Raw genomic sequence first — 15,183 nt, 5'->3', positions numbered from 1 at the left:
TCCGTTAAACTTTTTCGTCACACATTAAAATAGATACTGAGGTTATTAAGCACACCTTATCTTACTCTTTGTATCACCTCAATCATCAGGCTAAAACAGTCGCACTAAGTCAGCATAACAAAATATCTACTGATTTGATCTTAGATAACCACATGAAAAGAAAGCCTAGTTACGACCATTAACAGAACATTTTGTTCCACAAAAAAGGTAATATCAGATTTTACGCATAAAATGAGGGGTACAAAGGTAAGAATAGAAACAAAGAAAAAAGAGATAAATAGAAAAAAAAGAGAAATAACCCCTAAAGATATCAGGGGTTTTAAATACAATTAAAGATCAAAATCCTGATCAACAATTAATCGCTTAGTATAAGTTGTACTTTCTTGATTTTGATCTTCATACAACAACTTCTCAAACATACAAATTGTTGCATCATTTTCTTCTGGTACAACTAATGTAATTTGAGGACACCCTTTCGCTATTAGCTTTTTCTCTAATCGAGAAATCAATGCATTCGCAATGCCTCTTCCTCGAAAGTCTGGGTGAACGCCTAAATAGTATAAAGAGCCACGATGACCATCGTAGCCTCCCATCACAGTACCCACAATCTCACCAGCCACTTCTGCTATCAAAAATAAATCGGGTGAGTGGTTTAATTTTCTTTCAATATCAATTTCAGGATCGTTATCAGGCGATATCAAATCGCAACGCTCCCAAAGTGTAATAATTGCCTCAAAATCATCTTGGCGAAATACACGTATTTCCATGGTTTTGCCCATTATCGGTCATATAAATCTGAATTTATTATCGCTTGTTTGGTTTATGAATCAACTTGAAAATGAGAACATAGACAATATGGAGTTCTATTTTTAATAAATATGATAAAAATTGTAGGTTATTATGAATTTACCTGATATTCATCGTGTTAAAGAGTTTTTTCTATCACTACAAGATACGATTTGTCGCTCTCTTGAAAACATAGACCAAAAAGCCACTTTTCAGCAAGATAACTGGGAAAGAAAAGAAGGAGGTGGCGGTCGTACGCGCGTTTTAACCAATGGCGCTCTTTTTGAACAAGCTGGCGTAAATTTTTCGCATGTTTATGGCGACACATTACCGAAATCTGCCACGGCACATCGCCCTGAATTGGCAGGACGGCGTTTTCAAGCAATGGGTGTTTCATTAGTTATTCACCCTCTTAACCCTTATATTCCAACTTCTCATGCCAATGTCCGTTTTTTTATTGCTGAAAAAGACGGTGAAGATCCCGTTTGGTGGTTTGGTGGTGGTTTTGACTTAACCCCTTATTATGGATTTGAAGAAGACGTTATTCATTGGCATAAGGTTGCTAAATTAGTTTGTACACCTTTTAGTGAAGATTATTACCCTCGTTATAAAAAATGGTGTGATGATTATTTTTATATTAAACACCGCAATGAACCTCGTGGTGTAGGTGGCCTTTTCTTTGATGATTTAAATACCCCAGATTTCGACCACTGTTTCGAGTTTGTTCAACATGTAGGACTTGGTTATCTTGATGCCTATTTACCTATTGTTGAAAAGCGTAAATCAATGCCTTGGGGAGAGCGCGAACGTCAATTCCAACTCTACCGCCGTGGTCGTTATGTTGAATTCAATTTAGTGTGGGATAGAGGCACATTATTTGGCTTGCAAAGCGGCGGTAGAACAGAGTCAATCTTAATGTCTATGCCACCTTTAGTCCGTTTTGAATATGATTACTCCCCCGAACCAAATACCCCAGAAGCAAAGTTATACAGTGATTTTTTGATCCAAAAAGAGTGGGTATAGAGAAAATAAATTATTAACGATAAAGCCACATTATAAATGTGGCTTTACTGGAGTAAACTAGAGACTTAATGATAAATATTTTCTAAAATCAATTAAACAAAAAAGCCAGTAACCCTGTGACTTTATTTTTATTTTCCCACCCTTCTCCTCTCATACAGGTATTAAAATAGTCCCTACGCTGCCATTCATTCGCATCTGAAGGAAAAGATGTCCCTGCACCTGAATTTGAAATATCTTTACCATTTATTTTCATTGGTGCAAAAGAAGGCTGACTTGAAGCCACATATCTCGCAGGATATCGCGCATTGGCTTCTTGCATACACATATTTTTAGCGATATCTAAAGGGGATGGAGTACTGGTGTTTGCTTCCCATTTTTCAGGTGTTGCACAAGCAGAAAGCATAAAAATTGATGCAATGATGATCGTTTTTTTCAAAGTAATAGCTCATTAAGACGAATAGGAATCAATTACATCTTAAATTATTATTTGAAAAATTAAATTAAGTTTTTATGAAAACCATATCGCTACATGATAATTAAATTAAAAAAATTAATGAAATCAATATCAAGTGAGGAGTTACACTTTATTTAAATGATGCTATTTTTATTCTTCAAATAATTCATCAGGGCAATCTGAAATAATATCAAAGCCTAAATAATAATATAAGTGATATTTTTTCAGATTATCTTTATTATAAATATGTATTCCCTCAGAGCTATAGCAATTCGCTATATTCACTTTGTTTTCATTAAAGGTAATTTCAATTTGCTTTAAAACACCTGTGATTTTAACTGTATTTTTTTGCTTAGGATTATTAGGATAAATAACAGATACTGACAATTCATCCATAAAATGTGCAAGTTGCATCGTTTTTTTATTATAAATAAATGTATAAGTTATTTTATCGTCAACAGGATCATAAACCACATTGTGTTTGTCTGAAATGGTAAAATCTTCACCTTCTAATGATAAGCAACGATCGTTGTTTTTATCTGAAAGATCATTAAAGCAAGTATAAACTGATTGACCTGCAAGTATCGCTTTATCGGTGTATAAAAAAAATCCATCTTCTTTATTAGAAACTAGTCCAATAGAAAAATCATCCGAACCATTGCTACTAAAAGCAACATGCTGATATCCCAAAAGAATAAAAAGAAGAATAGATCTAAGCATAGATATTTCTCAAAAATAAGAAAGGAACACCAGTTTTATAGCTGGCAGTGATAAATATTTTAATAAGTAATAGAGACTAAATTATCTTAGCGATGTTAGCACGTCAATAATAGAAAGAAAGTAGCCAAAAATAATGCTTAGAGATAAAAAAACTGAGTTCATTATAAATTGAACTCAGTTTTTATTTTGGTACTAAATTAACTTATTTCGATTTCTTCAGGTGTGACATTAAACGCTTACGTTTACGCATTTGAGAAACGGTTAATTTATTTTTCTTGTCCGCATAAGGGTTTTCACCCTCTTTAAATTGAATACGGATTGGTGTACCCATGACTTGTAGAGTACGACGGAAATAGTTCATCAAATAGCGCTTATAGCTATCTGGTAAATCCGTTACCTGATTACCATGGATAACCACAACAGGTGGATTATAACCGCCGGCGTGTGCATACTTCATTTTTACACGGCGTCCACGGACAATCGGTGGCTGATGATCATCTTCTGCCATCTTCATGATACGAGTCAGCATAGAAGTCCCTACGCGACGCGTTGCACAGACATAAGCCTCTTGAATAGATTCAAAAAGATTACCCACGCCACTACCATGTAATGCAGAAATAAAGTGAACACGCGCAAAGTCAACAAAGCCCAGTTTAAGATCAAGCATTGCTTTAACTTGTTCGCGATCGTCTTGTGTCATGCCATCCCATTTATTGACAGCGATAACTAATGAACGACCTGCATTCAGGATATAGCCTAATAATGAAAGATCCTGATCTGAAATACCTTCACGAGCATCAATAACTAGTAATGCAACGTTAGAATCTTCAATAGCTTGTAGCGTTTTGATAACAGAGAACTTTTCTACTGTTTCTTTTACTTTACCACGCTTACGAACACCCGCAGTATCAATGATGATATATTCTTTCTCATCACGTTCCATTGGGATATAGATACTATCACGCGTTGTACCCGGCATATCGTAAACAACCACACGATCTTCACCAAGCATACGGTTTGTCAGTGTTGATTTCCCAACATTAGGACGACCAACAATCGCTAATTTTACTGGTAATGTAGAAGGATCGAAATCGTCTTCTTCCTCTTCTAATGCTTGTGCTTCTTGTTCTGCTTCTAAGGCAGCCCAATAAGCCGCATTCTCTTCTTCTTCAGTTAGCTCTAGCTCTTCTTCCACCACTTTACCTGTAATTGGTAATAGTGCTTGTTCAATCAATTGAGCAACACCACGACCATGAGATGCTGCGATAGGGAAGATCTCACCTAAACCTAAAGAATAAAAATCAGCTAATGCAGTATCAATATCGATACCGTCAGTTTTATTCGCAACTAAATACGTTTTTTTCTCAACACCACGAAGGTGTTTTGCAATACCTTGGTCTGCTGGCATCAAACCCGCACGTGCATCAACCAAAAACAGTACGATGTCAGCTTCTTGAATAGCCTGTAGCGATTGTGATGCCATATGGGTTTCAACACCCTCTTCAGCACCATCAATACCACCGGTATCAATAATAATAAATTCTTCGCCTTCTAACTCTGCTCGACCATATTTACGGTCACGGGTGAGGCCTGGAAAATCAGCAACTAATGCGTCTCTTGTGCGTGTTAGTCGATTAAATAACGTGGATTTACCCACGTTAGGGCGCCCTACTAAGGCAATAACGGGTATCATTTTTTGATGCCTCATAAAAATACAATCACAAACCTGATTGTATTTTACATGTAATTACTAAAAAGACGAAACGGCTCCTTTAAAGGAGCCGTAAAATAAATAGATTTGTCAGCAATTAATTACCGACTATAAAGATAAAGCTTACCATCACGAGCTTGGATCATCAGTTTATCTTGTACCGCTTGAGGACGGCTTAATAAGCCTGAACTGTTCACTTGGTTTTGTGCAATAAATTTACCTGTGCTGGTATCAATCCAATGGAGATAACCTTCTGCATCACCAACCACTAAATAGCCATCAAAAATAGCCGGTGCAGTTAAATTACGATGCAATAAATCTTCTTGTGTCCATAATGTCACACCATCAGATTTACGAACAGATAAAACTCGATCATTTTGGTCAACAAGGTAAAGATTATCACCTAACAGCACCATATCATTGACTGAGCCTAAATCGCGTTTCCAGAGGATTTGTCCAGAACGCATATCAAGGCTAACTAAATTACCGTTATACGCCATTGCATAAACGGTATTTTCATCAATAATCGGTGTGATATCCACATCATTTAATCGGCTAATTTCAGTAGAGCCTTTAATTTGTGAAATATTTTGTTGCCAAATTAATTGTCCTTGAGAAAGAACAACTGCACTGACACGACCATTGTCTGCACCAATGATAGCTGCGCCATAAGCGACAGCAGGAGCAGACTCGCCACGCAGAGATAATGATGGAGTGTCTAAGTTAATAGTCCATGTAATCTCACCCGTTAATAAGTCTAGCCCTTGCAACATGCCATTACTGGTATGAATAAGTACTAAACCATCACTAACAACAGGTTTTGAAATGGCTTCGCCAGCAACATCTGTTTCCCAATCAATGGAGCCATCCTCAGTGTTCAGTGCATATACTTTCGCTTTTTCAGTTCCCACAAAAACGCGTGTACCTGAAACGGTTAATCCACCAGAAAGTAATGCAGACTCATTAGATGAAAGAAAACCCGTTTTAATAGAGAGATCTTGTGACCAAAGCTCTTTACCGTTTTCTACATCTAATGCTTTCACTAAACCATGGCGATCAGCGACATAAACAACTGCGCCATCCCATGTTGGTGACAAGTGAGAATAGTATTTACCAATACCATTTCCAACTGATTTGTCCCAAACAGCTCTAGGTGTAAATTGGCTCTGCACCTCAGGTAATGGAGACATTGTCACATTATCCTGTTCACTAGAGCATCCTGCCAACAAAGCAGATGCTAGTAAACCAACCAGGAGAGTTTTACGCAGTTGCATGTCTGAAGATCCCTTTAATTGGATAAATTATTGAGTTTAAGTTCAACCAGTGAGCGAATAGCACCCGCATTTTCATCAGTTAATGCGCTACGATAAGCGGTTGTTGCACCTGCGTTATCGCCTTTTTTCGCTAAGACATCACCACGGATATAATTTTTCATTCCATTCCATGCTTTGCTTTTCACTTGCTCTAACGAAACTAAAGCAGCATCTGTTTTATCTAATGCTAATTGTACGCGAGCTAAACGAAGATTAAGCATATCTGCAAATGCGTCATTTTTTACTTTTGCCACAGCATTGGTGAGATGACGTTCACCATTGACTAAATCATTAGCATCAATAGCGATTTGAGCAAGCTCTAATGAAGCTAAAGCGCCATAAATATCATTTGTATCAGTAACAAATTTTTCAGCTAATGCAATATTTTCAGGCGTAGGCTTAGCAAGTGCCTCACTAATTGTTGCAAAAGCACCTGCACTTTCTTGCAGACGATTTGTTTGATGCGATTGCCAATATTTCCAACCAAACACACCACCAAAACCAATAACAGCGGCTAAAACGATAGTTAAACCGTAGTCTTTAAAGAATTGTTTAATTGCATCAACTTGTTCGTTTTCGGTGCTATAAACTTCCACAAGTCTCTCCTTAACCTAATAACAGAGTCAATTGCTGAGCGAGCTCATTGCGAGCAACGATTGTTTGTTCCCCTGAACGCAAATCTTTCACTGCAACAGTGCCAGCATTAATTTCATCTTCGCCTAAAATCAGCGCAATTTTAGCGCCTTGTTTATCAGCTCGCCCTAACTGCTTTTTAAAGTTACCATTACCGTGATTCGTCATTAAACGTAATGTTGGTAATTGATCGCGAATTTCTTCAGCCAGCATTAATGCTGCGCTTTGGCTCTTATCGCCAAATGAAGCAAGATAAACATCAGCCACATTGGTATCTGCAACAAATTCAGGGTTAACCGCTTGAACCAATAAGATCATGCGTTCCATACCCATTGCAAAACCTACAGCTGGTGTTGGATGTCCACCAAGTTGCTTCACTAGACCATCATAACGACCACCTGCACACACTGTTCCTTGTGAACCTAATGCACTAGTAACCCACTCAAAAACAGTACGGTTATAATAATCTAAACCACGAACTAAACGCTGATTAACACGGTATGTAATACCAACAGCGTCAAGTAGTGCACAAAGGCCATCAAAGTGCGTTCTTGATTCGTCATCAAGATAATCGAAAAGTTCAGGCGCATCATTCAATAAAGTCTGAATTTCTGGATTTTTTGAGTCTAAAACACGTAATGGGTTAGAATACATACGACGTTTGCAGTCTTCATCTAACTTATCAACATGCTGCTCTAAGAAAGCTACTAATGCTTCACGGTAATTCGCGCGGGCTTCTAATGAACCAATAGAGTTAAGTTCTAATGTTACGTGCTCTGCGATACCTAACGCTTTCCACCAGCGCGCAGTTAACATAATTAATTCCGCATCAATATCTGGGCCTTGTAGACCAAATACTTCAGCACCTAACTGGTGGAATTGACGATAACGGCCTTTTTGAGGACGCTCATAGCGAAACATTGGCCCTAAATACCATAAACGTTGTTCTTGGTTATAAAGTAAACCATGCTCGATACCCGCGCGAACACAACCCGCTGTATTTTCTGGGCGTAATGTCAGGCTTTGGGCATCTTCACCGCGATCGGTAAAAGTATACATTTCTTTTTCAACAACATCGGTCACTTCACCAATTGCTCGCTGAAATAGAGGGGTATGCTCTACGATAGGTGTTCTGATTTCACTAAAGCCGTAACCCGCTAAAATTTGTTTTAGCGTATTTTCAATTTTCTGCCATACACGAGTGTCAGCAGGTAGATAGTCGTTCATACCACGAATGGCTTGGATTTTTTGTGCCACTTTTCTTCTCTAATAGTTATTAATTGATTGTTAGGCTGATTATAGAAGCGAAATCAATCAGTATTCAATGTGAAATCAATAGTAAAACTGGCTCATTAATCAACGAGCCAGTTTTTTGAGTATTATTTGTCCAATTGATTTATATTTATACGCATACTGTCATCAAGCATTGATGCTTTAGCGCGAATTTTCGCTTCTAATAAATCAATCATATTAACGTTATCAAGACGCTCTTTTTGTCTCACACCATCTTCATAAAAACCACTACGTGTTTTAGCGCCCGTTACACCTAACGTTGAAACTTCAGCTTCACCTGGTCCATTAACCACACAACCAATAATAGAAACATCCATAGGTGTGATGATATCTTCCAGACGCTGCTCTAATTCATTGACTGTTCCAATGACATCAAATTCTTGACGTGAGCACGTTGGACAAGCAATAAAGTTAATTCCGCGAGAGCGAATACGTAAGGATTTAAGAATATCAAAACCCACTTTAACTTCTTCAATCGGATCTGCTGCTAATGAGATCCTTAATGTATCGCCAATACCTTCTGATAATAAGATCCCAAGACCAATCGCTGATTTAACCGATCCCGCTCTTGCACCACCGGCTTCAGTGATCCCAAGATGCAGTGGTTGATCTATTTTTTTCGCTAACAAGCGGTATGAATCAACAGCAAGAAAAACATCAGAGGCTTTTACACTGACTTTAAACTGTTCAAAATTCAGCTTATCAAGGATATCTACATGGCGCATTGCTGATTCAACTAATGCTTCTGGTGTTGGCTCGCCGTATTTCTCTTGAATGTCTTTTTCAAGTGAGCCACCGTTTACACCAATACGAATAGGAATATTGTTGTGACGAGCGCAATCAACAACTTGGCGAATACGCTCTTCACTACCAATATTCCCCGGATTGATACGTAAACAATCAACGCCATATTCAGCGACTTTTAATGCAATACGGTAATCAAAGTGAATATCAGCAACTAAAGGTACATTAACTTGCTGCTTAATTAACTTGAATGCTTCCGCAGCATCCATTGTCGGTACAGAAACACGAACAATATCCACCCCTACACGTTCCAGAGACTTTATCTGGCGAACAGTCGCTTCTACGTCTGTCGTTCGTGTATTCGTCATCGACTGTACCGCGATAGGAGCGCCATCGCCAATAGGTACATTACCCACATAAATTCGTGTCGATTTGCGGCGAATAATAGGTGATTCTTTATGCATTGATTAATTCTCCCATGCTTCCATGCTTGCTCAAATGTGTGTCAGATTAAGCGCTCGGCACTGTTATTTTTGCTATTTTCCCAGTAAAACGGCTTAAATCAACTGATTCACCATTAAACTGTAAGCGAGTAACAGAAGGGGCGCCTATTTTTAGTTTATAAGGTTGCTCACCATCAAATTCCAAACGATCACCCGCTTTCTTAATACCATTAAATAAGACTTTATTTTGAGCATTACGAACTTCTAACCAACATTCACCATCAAACATAAGAACCAATTGATTCGCAATAGCAGGAGCTTCTGATGAGGTAGATTCTTGTGCTGAATTTGCACGAGAAGTTGTTGATGTTGTCAGAGGTGATACGGGTAATGGAACCGTTCTCACTTCTATTGGTGCTGGTGATGTCGTTTCAGTTGTTGGTGATGTAGCGACATTATTCGCCTGATTATCAACTAATGGCGACGCAGGTACTTGTAAATTATCACCTTCAGATGTTGACGTATTATCTAAGGTTGCTAAAGGAGAATCTATCGTATTGGTGTTTTCTTGTGTACTATTTTGCCCTATGTCTTGAGATGCCATAGAGACTAATTCTTGTTGATCAGCTTGATGACCTTGCCACCACCAAACACCTACAAGAGCAACCATAACAATCAGAATAACCCATGTGAGTTTCATCAGCCAACCTTCACGTTTTTTATGACGTTTGCCTAATGAGTAATTTTGTGTGGTTGTCATTCTAATTTGTTTGACAGGAGCTTGTTGGTCGATAAAACCAAGGATCTCATTTTCAGGAACGCCGACTAACTTAGCGTAAGAACGCATATATCCGCGTAAAAATGTTGGTGCAATATCAGAAGAAACGGAGTCTGTTTCAATTTCGCGAACTGTTGATAACTTCAAACAAAGTCGATCAGCAACAGTTTGTTGTGTTAGCCCCACCTTTTCTCGTGCCTGGCGTAAAAGTTGACCTGCTGTTAATTTCACTTCTTCGGTTTTGTTTTCAGTATTCATTAGCAATCTAGGCACTGTGGCTATTGGATGTTTAACATTGATGAACTCGCAAAAGCACAAAGTACCTTAACGTATCACCGCGAATTTTTTGATATTTTATTATCACTTTGCTGACAGACCAAATAATCTGGCGGTATATCCTCAATTAACACACTATTATTGTTTAATAGTTTTTGTTCACAAAGGAAATTACCATAAAGCCTTAATACATTAACATTTACTGGCTTCGACTTCATCGCTAATTTGTAATAATCTAACGCTTGAATAGAATTTCCCAATAACTGCGATGTTAATGCCATTCCTAAATTTGCTTCGGAGTGATTTGGCATCACCGATAACACTTTTTGGAAATGATATTGCGCTATTTGATATTGTCTTTCAGCTAAATAAGCATCACCTAATTGTAAACGTGTAGATACTGCAACACGCTCTTGATTGGCTGATGATTGACAACCGAGTGTCAATAACATCAAGCCAATAGTTATAACTACTGATGATATCCTTATCATCGTTATATTCCTTAAATAAATTCATCCTTGTTCTCTCTACATTGCAATTATGTAATACACTTCACAAAGAGAGAGATATCTAACTGTATCAGACTGCTTTTACTGAAATTAGTTCACCTTGTTGGTGTTTTTTCAGTGTGCGTTTTGTACGGTCAATAACATCACCCGCCAATTGTCCACAAGCCGCATCAATATCATCACCACGTGTTTTACGCACAATTGTCGTAAAGCCATATTCCATTAATACTTTTGAGAAACGATCAATACGGCTATTAGAACTACGTCCGTATGGTGCGCCCGGGAACGGGTTCCACGGAATTAAGTTAATTTTACACGGCGTGTCTTTTAAAAGCTCAGCTAATTGGTGAGCTTGATCTGTGCTGTCATTAATATGATCAAGCATGACATACTCAATAGTCACTCGCCCTTGGTTCGCATTTGATTTAGCAATGTAACGGCGAACACCTTCAAGAAACATTTCAATATTATATTTCTTGTTTATTGGAACAATCTCGTCACGGATTTCATCAGTTGGTGCATGTAATGAAATGGCTAAAGCCACATCAACAGCATCACCTAATTTATCTAATGCAGGTACAACACCTGATGTAGAAACAGTGACACGACGTTTAGATAGACCAAAACCGAAATCATCCATCATGATTTCGAGTGCTGGAATAACATTATTTAAATTCAATAATGGCTCGCCCATTCCCATCATAACAACGTTAGTAATAGGACGACGGCCTGTCTCCTTTAATGAGCCAATAATTTTAGCTGCACGCCAAACTTGCCCAATAATTTCAGACACTTTCAAGTTACGGTTAAAGCCTTGCTGTGCAGTTGAACAGAACTTGCACTCTAAAGCACAACCAACTTGTGAAGAAACACATAATGTTGCGCGATCATCTTCTGGGATATACACAGTTTCTACTTGTTGATCGCCAACCTTAATTGCCCATTTAATCGTGCCATCTGTTGAACGTTGTTCTTCAGAAACTTCAGGTGCTTTAATTTCAGCAATTTCTTTTAATTTATTGCGTAACACCTTGTTGATATCTGTCATTTGATCAAAATCGTCATAACAGTAGTGGTACATCCACTTCATAATTTGGTCAGCACGGAAAGGTTTTTCGCCCATAGAGACAAAAAGCTCACGCATCTGTTTACGATTTAAATCTAACAGATTAATTTTAGTTTTTTGATTCACAGTATTTTCTTTAGAAACAGCGACAGAAGCGCTTGGCGCTGGAGTGGTAGATTGGGTCATGACATTGCCTCGTTGTTACACTATGCGGCCTGCATTAGCATTGATACTAATGGGATACTTATATATTTGTATAATTAAACAATAATAAAAAACGCCCTGTTAATTATCAAACAGGGCGTCGCATTGTACTGTTTTTCGCGTAGAGATGCTAATAAATTAGCGCGCGCAAACTTCGTTTTCAGTGAAAAAGTATGCGATTTCGCGAGCAGCAGAAGCTTCTGAATCTGAACCGTGTACCGCATTTTCAGTAAAGCTATCAGCGTAGTCAGCACGTAATGTACCCGCTAATGCGTTGTCTGGATTAGTTGCACCCATCAGATCACGATGACGTTGGATCGCATTTTCACCTTCTAACACTTGAACCATAATTGGGCCAGAAGTCATAAATTCAACTAAACCGTCAAAGAAAGGACGGCCTTTGTGTTCTTCGTAAAAGCCTTCAGCTTGTTCGCGCGTTAAATGCAGCATTTTAGCACCAATGATGCTAAAGCCTGCGCTTTCAAAACGGTGATAGATAGCACCGATAACATTTTTTTTCACTGCGTTTGGTTTGATAATAGAAAATGTGCGCTGAATAGCCATGTCTTACCTCTAAATTATTTTATTAATGATAACTTTTGTTATCTCTTTTATCGCAGATCATGGAAAAACGAATCAAAAACCGCATTCCCTGCAAAAAATAGTGCTCGATTATAGGAGGATAAAAATGAATTGCACAGATTGAATATCCATTTTTTTTAAAAAACTGTGGCAAAAAAGTTATAAATTATCGATCCAATCACATTTTTGACAGTTTCCATGTTCAAACTTGAAAATAAGAATAAAAAAGAACCGAAATGAACACGATAAATAGCCTCTTTATCTTTATCAAAAAAACTAATTTAGTGAAAAATCACTCAGTTCTCATTTATTTTATCGTTTTAGTTTAACGAAATATAAAATTAACCATATCCGTTTGACCACTTAGATCAAGTACTGAAAGTTGGTATTTACCTCGTTTCTCTAATAAATAAGAGAATATTTCCCCGTTTTCTGTCTTACCTATTTGCTCACCATTTAAAAACCACCATTGCATACCACTTCCACCTTGCGTAGAAACGGTTATTTCAAGATTAGTTTCGCCGGGTAATGGTCTTAATAAATCGCCTGCACGAATACCCGAAATAAACAGAGGAATAATGTCTTCTTTAATTGGTGGGCAAGTTTCAGAAATCGGCGGTAGCCGTTTTGCTCTGCGCTCTTTTTCAGGTAACCATGCTTCTAATGCTATCGGCCACAAGGCGATATCTTTTAACTCTGCATTAGGGCAATTAGGCCCTGTGCGTTTACCTTCATTATCTAACCAAATTTTTTCGTTTATCCCCAAAATACCTTCTTGGCTATCATTTAACAAAGTTGGCGGAATGGTGTTATCTAAGATCCAGCTTCGACGACTGACTCTACAGTTACTATCTTCTTTAGGTAATGCCTTACCTGTCGGCCAACAGATAGTGGCTGCCGTTACACTGTTAGGGCGTAAATCTGTTGGTGGTCTTTGCTTATTTTGATAGAAATAGCCCGTTAATAAGTTATTAACCTGATTCATAATAGGGACTGCAGTCGCAAAACCGAACTGCCCAGCAACAGGTGTTCCATCGGGTCTACCTACCCACACGCCAATGGTATAACGGGCATTCACACCAATAGACCATGCATCACGATAGCCATAACTTGTACCAGTTTTCCAAGCCAAAGGAACAACGGACGAGATCGCACTATCTGGGCGAGGTCTGGCTTCTCCCGCTAAGATACGTCTAATAATCCATGCTGCTCCTTGTGACATCAACACTCGGTCTTCTATTATTTGTTCCGGTTTAAAACGTAACGGTGCTGTTTTTCCTTGCCTTGCTAATGCGCTAAAGGCGGAAACAAGCTCATCCATTCGCGTCGCAGTTCCTCCTAAAATCAGTGCTAAGTTTGGCTCTGAGCCATAAGGAAAGCGCATTTCAAGATGATTATGACGCAATTTTGCCGCAAATTTCTTTGCACCATACACTTCGGTAAGTTGTACCGCCGGCAAATTTAAAGAACGACTTAATGCTTCACTGGCACTGACTGCACCATTAAAATCAGAGTCAAAATTACCAGGCCGATAATTATCAAATCGACGAGGAACATCTTGTAAGAGTGATTCTGCATGAATGAGCCCTTCATCTAATGCAAGTGCATAAATAAATGGCTTTAATGTTGAACCCGGCGAGCGCCATGCACTGATCATATCGACATGACCAAAGCGCGAATTATCATTAAAATCGGCAGAGCCGACATACCCTTTCACACTCATATCAGTATGATCAACAACTAAGATAGCTAAGGATGTTTTATCTGCTAATTGGTATTTCCATTGATTAGCAATATCTTCGAGCTGTCGTTGAATATTAATATCAATCGTTGTTGTAATAACAGGCTCTCGCTTTTCGTTATACATACGACGAGCCAGCAAGGGAGCTAGTTGTGGTGTTTGTCTTGGTGCTAATAAAACCTGCTCATCCTTGATTTCATCAACTTTTTCTTGTGGCCATATTTGATATTCGGCCAGTCTATCTAATACTTTATCCCGAGCGGCTTGAGCGCGTTCAGGATATCTATCTGGTCGTAAACGACTTGGCGCTTGTGGTAATACCGCCATCAAAGTCGCTTCTCCCGCAGATAAATCAGCGGGTGACTTACCTAAATAAGCCCAACTTGCCGCACCAATACCTTCTAACGTACCGCCAAAGGGTGCTCTATTGAGGTAAATCTCCAGAATTTCATCTTTTGAGTAATACCACTCTAATTGCAAGGTACGCCAAAGCTGTTTGATTTTTCCCCCTAAAGTACGGGAGTGAGGATCAATAAGGCGAGCCACTTGCATTGATAACGTACTTCCGCCTGACACAATTCTTCCTGAACTCAAGTCTTGCCATGCTGCCCGTAATATCGCCATCGGATTAACACCAGGATGTTGATAAAACCAGCGGTCTTCATAAGTAATTAAGGCCTCTAAATATTCAGGAGAGACATCAGTGAGTTTGACATGATAACGCCATACCCCTTCTTTATCTGCAAAGCGCCAAAGAGGTGTGCCATCTTGCGCTGTAACAATAGTCGCAATTTGAGGCTCAGGATCAGGGAGGGGCCAAATTTTATCTGCAATCCAGACTAAAATAGGCGTTGCTAGCAAAAAAATAATGATAACAGCAATAAGCCGTTTATATCCTAGTTTCATT

At 38.6% G+C, this 15,183-nt stretch carries 14 protein-coding genes; 1 reads left to right on the top strand and 13 read right to left on the bottom strand.

Annotation, left to right across the window (positions count from 1 at the left end):
• Nucleotides 1-329 precede the first annotated feature (329 nt).
• A complete protein-coding gene (locus tag GTK47_RS09380) occupies nt 330-767 on the bottom strand; it encodes a GNAT family acetyltransferase (RefSeq protein ID WP_109401878.1) in 438 nt (145 codons plus the stop codon).
• Nucleotides 768-900: 133 nt separating this feature from the next.
• Here GTK47_RS09380 and hemF point away from each other — a divergent pair, with 133 nt between their 5' ends.
• Nucleotides 901-1,809 carry an oxygen-dependent coproporphyrinogen oxidase gene (gene hemF / locus GTK47_RS09375; RefSeq protein ID WP_165122881.1) on the top strand — a complete coding sequence of 303 codons (909 nt, stop codon included), beginning with the start codon at nt 901-903 and terminating at the stop codon, nt 1,807-1,809.
• A gap of 88 nt (nt 1,810-1,897) precedes the next feature.
• Here the strand turns inward: hemF and GTK47_RS09370 are convergent, their stop codons facing one another.
• The 12 genes from GTK47_RS09370 to pbpC all read right to left on the bottom strand — a co-directional run bounded on the left by GTK47_RS09370 (nt 1,898) and on the right by pbpC (nt 15,182).
• The gene (locus GTK47_RS09370; protein WP_241256092.1) at nt 1,898-2,245 is read right to left on the bottom strand and encodes a hypothetical protein; all 348 of its coding nucleotides are present in this window, start codon (nt 2,243-2,245) and stop codon (nt 1,898-1,900) included.
• 168 nt (nt 2,246-2,413) lie between these two features.
• Entirely contained in the window at nt 2,414-2,983 is a 570-nt protein-coding gene (locus GTK47_RS09365; protein ID WP_165122880.1) for a hypothetical protein, read from the bottom strand.
• A 202-nt stretch (nt 2,984-3,185) separates the two neighbouring features.
• On the bottom strand, nt 3,186-4,676 hold the full coding sequence (gene der, locus GTK47_RS09360) for a ribosome biogenesis GTPase Der (protein WP_075670500.1): 1,491 nt from the start codon (nt 4,674-4,676) through the stop codon (nt 3,186-3,188).
• Nucleotides 4,677-4,795: 119 nt separating this feature from the next.
• A complete protein-coding gene (bamB, locus tag GTK47_RS09355; protein ID WP_165122879.1) occupies nt 4,796-5,968 on the bottom strand; it encodes an outer membrane protein assembly factor BamB in 1,173 nt (390 codons plus the stop codon).
• Between the two features lie 14 nt (nt 5,969-5,982).
• A complete protein-coding gene (locus tag GTK47_RS09350; RefSeq protein ID WP_165122878.1) occupies nt 5,983-6,603 on the bottom strand; it encodes a YfgM family protein in 621 nt (206 codons plus the stop codon).
• 10 nt (nt 6,604-6,613) lie between these two features.
• Complete coding sequence (gene hisS, locus GTK47_RS09345; protein WP_165122877.1) at nt 6,614-7,897, bottom strand: histidine--tRNA ligase; 1,284 nt, start codon at nt 7,895-7,897, stop codon at nt 6,614-6,616.
• Between the two features lie 122 nt (nt 7,898-8,019).
• Complete coding sequence (gene ispG / locus GTK47_RS09340; protein WP_165122876.1) at nt 8,020-9,141, bottom strand: flavodoxin-dependent (E)-4-hydroxy-3-methylbut-2-enyl-diphosphate synthase; 1,122 nt, start codon at nt 9,139-9,141, stop codon at nt 8,020-8,022.
• Between the two features lie 46 nt (nt 9,142-9,187).
• Entirely contained in the window at nt 9,188-10,156 is a 969-nt protein-coding gene (rodZ, locus tag GTK47_RS09335; protein WP_165122875.1) for a cytoskeleton protein RodZ, read from the bottom strand.
• 74 nt (nt 10,157-10,230) lie between these two features.
• The gene (locus GTK47_RS09330) at nt 10,231-10,665 is read right to left on the bottom strand and encodes a hypothetical protein (protein WP_165122874.1); all 435 of its coding nucleotides are present in this window, start codon (nt 10,663-10,665) and stop codon (nt 10,231-10,233) included.
• Between the two features lie 88 nt (nt 10,666-10,753).
• Nucleotides 10,754-11,935: a bifunctional tRNA (adenosine(37)-C2)-methyltransferase TrmG/ribosomal RNA large subunit methyltransferase RlmN gene (locus GTK47_RS09325; protein WP_165122873.1), complete on the bottom strand. Its 1,182-nt coding sequence runs from the start codon at nt 11,933-11,935 to the stop codon at nt 10,754-10,756.
• A 156-nt stretch (nt 11,936-12,091) separates the two neighbouring features.
• Entirely contained in the window at nt 12,092-12,517 is a 426-nt protein-coding gene (gene ndk, locus GTK47_RS09320) for a nucleoside-diphosphate kinase (protein ID WP_023581630.1), read from the bottom strand.
• A gap of 343 nt (nt 12,518-12,860) precedes the next feature.
• Complete coding sequence (gene pbpC, locus GTK47_RS09315; RefSeq protein WP_165122872.1) at nt 12,861-15,182, bottom strand: peptidoglycan glycosyltransferase PbpC; 2,322 nt, start codon at nt 15,180-15,182, stop codon at nt 12,861-12,863.
• Nucleotide 15,183: the final 1 nt, after the last annotated feature.

Source organism: Proteus sp. ZN5 (assembly GCF_011046025.1).
Taxonomy (GTDB): Bacteria; Pseudomonadota; Gammaproteobacteria; order Enterobacterales; family Enterobacteriaceae; genus Proteus.
This window is presented reverse-complemented; position numbering and strand designations above follow the sequence as displayed.

What these genes read in the sequence shown, in the direction of transcription:
- GTK47_RS09380 (WP_109401878.1), bottom strand. Translation starts at nt 767, where the DNA reads ATGGAAATACGTGTATTTCGCCAAGATGATTTTGAGGCAATTATTACA.
- hemF (WP_165122881.1), top strand. Translation starts at nt 901, where the DNA reads ATGAATTTACCTGATATTCATCGTGTTAAAGAGTTTTTTCTATCACTA.
- GTK47_RS09365 (WP_165122880.1), bottom strand. Translation starts at nt 2,983, where the DNA reads ATGCTTAGATCTATTCTTCTTTTTATTCTTTTGGGATATCAGCATGTT.
- der (WP_075670500.1), bottom strand. Translation starts at nt 4,676, where the DNA reads ATGATACCCGTTATTGCCTTAGTAGGGCGCCCTAACGTGGGTAAATCC.
- bamB (WP_165122879.1), bottom strand. Translation starts at nt 5,968, where the DNA reads ATGCAACTGCGTAAAACTCTCCTGGTTGGTTTACTAGCATCTGCTTTG.
- ispG (WP_165122876.1), bottom strand. Translation starts at nt 9,141, where the DNA reads ATGCATAAAGAATCACCTATTATTCGCCGCAAATCGACACGAATTTAT.
- rodZ (WP_165122875.1), bottom strand. Translation starts at nt 10,156, where the DNA reads ATGAATACTGAAAACAAAACCGAAGAAGTGAAATTAACAGCAGGTCAA.
- GTK47_RS09330 (WP_165122874.1), bottom strand. Translation starts at nt 10,665, where the DNA reads ATGATAAGGATATCATCAGTAGTTATAACTATTGGCTTGATGTTATTG.
- GTK47_RS09325 (WP_165122873.1), bottom strand. Translation starts at nt 11,935, where the DNA reads ATGACCCAATCTACCACTCCAGCGCCAAGCGCTTCTGTCGCTGTTTCT.
- ndk (WP_023581630.1), bottom strand. Translation starts at nt 12,517, where the DNA reads ATGGCTATTCAGCGCACATTTTCTATTATCAAACCAAACGCAGTGAAA.
- pbpC (WP_165122872.1), bottom strand. Translation starts at nt 15,182, where the DNA reads ATGAAACTAGGATATAAACGGCTTATTGCTGTTATCATTATTTTTTTG.